General features: G+C 74.0%; 3 protein-coding genes. All 3 read left to right on the forward strand.

All coding sequences use genetic code 11. The features are described from left to right. The coding region (locus tag E1295_RS49570; protein ID WP_166427799.1) for a hypothetical protein at positions 1-406 on the forward strand (406 nt) is incomplete at its 5' end. A 23-nt stretch (positions 407-429) separates the two neighbouring features. Further along, positions 430-1,647, forward strand: coding sequence for a hypothetical protein (locus E1295_RS47845; protein ID WP_132642004.1), 1,218 nt, complete (start codon positions 430-432; stop codon positions 1,645-1,647). Then, positions 1,644-2,864: protein kinase domain-containing protein (locus tag E1295_RS47850; RefSeq protein ID WP_166427800.1), on the forward strand; the 1,221-nt coding region annotated here is incomplete at its 3' end. The genes E1295_RS47845 and E1295_RS47850, both read left to right, overlap by 4 nt.

Below are 2,864 nucleotides of genomic sequence, written 5' to 3' on the forward strand. Positions count from 1 at the left end.
GCCTGCGACCCCGCAGGAGCACGCCGACCTGCTCGCCGCCAACCGCGTCGACCCGGGCATCGCGAAGGACGAGCTGTTCATCGAGCTCGGCGCCTACGAGGACCCCGCCTCCGGGAAGACGCTGCCGACCTCCCCCGTGGAACAACTCCGGCATGACCTGGAACGCCTGCAGGGCGCGACGGGCGAGCCGAGCCTCCAGGTGCACCTCACCTTCACCGAGCTCACCGAGCGCGACCTCGGCGGCTGGCAGGCCGCCGCCGACTTCAAGCACACCACCGACCAGGTGCATCTCACGCTGAAAGAGACCATCGAGCGCGTCTCCATCGTCTACGCCAGCGTGCTGCAGGCGCTCGACGAGACCGTCAAGACCGCCAAGAACGCCGACCAGGCCGCCACCGGCGCCTGATCCCGCGCAGCGACGAGGGGACCATGACCGACTACTGGGTCAGAGCGCTCAGGGACGCCAGGGCGCCGCAGATCGAGGACACGATGCCCACCGGCCTCGACGGCGCCGGCGACGCGGAGAGCAGCGACGGTGTCTCCGCGCTCATCCAGAACACCAAGCCGGACCGGATCGCCGAGGCGGGCCGGCGGTACGAGGAAATCGCCAACATGTGCGAGAGGTCCGTGGAACTGCTGCACAAGCAGGCCGGGGCCATCGCGGAGACGCTCGGCGGCCAGACCCTGGAGCAGGTCTTCAAGACCATCGACGAACTGCAGAAGGACCTCGCGCGCATCGTCTTCGCCGCCCGGTCCGTCAGCAGGCCCCTCATCTGGTACGGCGAGGACGTGCTCCCCTGGTTCCGCGACAACGTGCCGAGGACAGGGGACAAGGGCTGGCTCTCGGACATCGACGACGCGGTCGGCGACGACGTTTTTCAGACCGACACCAACGCCCACGCCCTCGCCCGGCACCACCTGCGGCAGCTCAACCGCTTCATGGGCGAGGCGTACAACGCCATGGGCGACTACGTGGAGCAGCGTTCCACGGCGCCACAGGTCGGCATGAACGGCGAGTACGGCCAGTTCGGCCCGCAGCCCGGCCTGGGGTCGAACGGTAATCCGTACCTGGGCTCGCCGTACGGGTCGCCCGATCTCGGCGGCACGCCCGGGTTGGGCGGCCCGGACGTCCCCGGCCTCGACGACCCCTCTTTGCAGGACCCGTCGCTGCGGGATCCGTCCCTGCAGGATCCCTCGCAGCAGGATCCGTCGCTCAAGGACCCGTCCCTGCAGGACCCGTCGCTCAAGGACCCGTCGCTGCAGGACGCCGCCCAGAACCCCGACCTCAGGACGCCGGACCTGAAGACCCCGGAGATCAAGTCGCCGGAGCTGCCCCAGACCCCCTCCCCGACGGACCTGTCCGCCGTACCGCAGACCTCACCGCAGAATCTCGGGAACATCCCCGCCACCGGGCCGGGCGCGCCCTCCGGCAGCGCCCCCGCCACGCAGCTCGGGAGCGCGACGGCGACCCCTCCCGCCGGCGGGCGGCCCGGGGCGGGCGGCATGCCGATGGGCATGATCCCGCCGATGATGGGCGGCGCCGGGCAGGGCGGTCAGGGGCGGGACCGGGAGCGCGCCACGTTCCCGCTGGTGGAGGACGAGGCCTTCGAGACCGATGACATGGGCGGCCCGTCCGTGGTCGCATGACGGTGATCACCGAACGCGTCCGCGGCTACCGGCTGCTGGAGCGGGCGGGCCAGGACGGCCCCTGGGCCGTGCACCTGGCCCGGTCCGCGGCTGCCGGGACGGACGTGCTGGTCAGGACGCTCGCCTGCCACCGGGTGGACAAGCGGGCGCTCAAGCGGATCGTCCGCGGGTTCGGCTTCCCCAAGGCGCTGGCCGCCCACGCGGCCGTCATCCCGGTGCTGGAGGTCGGGGCGACCGGGGACGGGCGGCCGTACCTCGTGACGCCGGTGCACGAGGGCCTCACGCTGGCCGAGCGGCCCGGACGGAGCCTGCCGATGCCGCCCGCCCAGGCGGCGGGGCTGCTCCGGGCGGTGGCGGGCGCGCTCGCCGCCACCCATGCGGTGGGCGGCGTGCACGGGCGCGTCAAACAGGAGAACGTCATCGTGACGGCCGGCGGGGTGGCGCTCACCGGGTTCGCCATGTCCGCGCTGATGTCCATCGTGGAGCTGCCCGACGGGACCGTGCCCTCGGTGCACGCGGCGCCGGAGGAGCTCGAGGGCCGCGAGCCGGTGCCCGCGTCCGACGTGTACGCGCTCGGGTCGATGGTGTACGAGCTGCTCGCGGGGCGGCCCGCGTTCCCGCTGGACGGGCCGGGGAGCACGGCCAAATTCACGCTCGGAGTGCTGACGGAGAGCCCTCCGCCGCTTCCTCCCGGGGTGCCGGGCGAGCTGGCGGACCTCCTGGCCAAGGCGATGTCCAAGGACCCCGCCGCCCGCCCGGCCGCCACCGACCTGGCCGCCTTCACCCTCGGCGGCGCGGGACGGGCGCCCGACGGGCCCCGCACGCACCCGCCCACCGACCAACCTCTCACCGGTCACCCGTCCGGCGGCGGGCCTCTGACGGGTCGGGGGTCCACTGGCGGTGCGGGGGCGCCGCCCGTCGGGGCCCTGCCCGCATCGGGGCTGGACCTGCCGCTCCCCCGCCCGCCCGCCGCCCGGCCGTACGCCGGGGCGCCGGATGGGGAGGGGGACCCGGAAAGGTTCGAGCGGTCGGCCCCCCGCGAGCTGGTCTGGACGGTGGACCCCGACGGCACACAGGGGAGGCCGCCCGCCGGACCTCAGCCCTTCCTGCCGCCTCCTCCCGCCGTCACTCCGGAGGAGGCGCCCCCGGAGGAGCCGCCCGCCGGCACGAGGGTCCCGCTGTTCGTGGCGGGCGCGTCGGCGTTGGCCGTGCTCGTG

This window comes from Nonomuraea mesophila, from assembly GCF_004352805.1.
GTDB classification, from domain to species: Bacteria; Actinomycetota; Actinomycetes; order Streptosporangiales; family Streptosporangiaceae; genus Nonomuraea; species Nonomuraea longispora.

Coding starts and splice junctions, on each gene's coding strand:
- E1295_RS47845 (WP_132642004.1), top strand. CDS start 430: ATGACCGACTACTGGGTCAGAGCGCTCAGGGACGCCAGGGCGCCGCAG.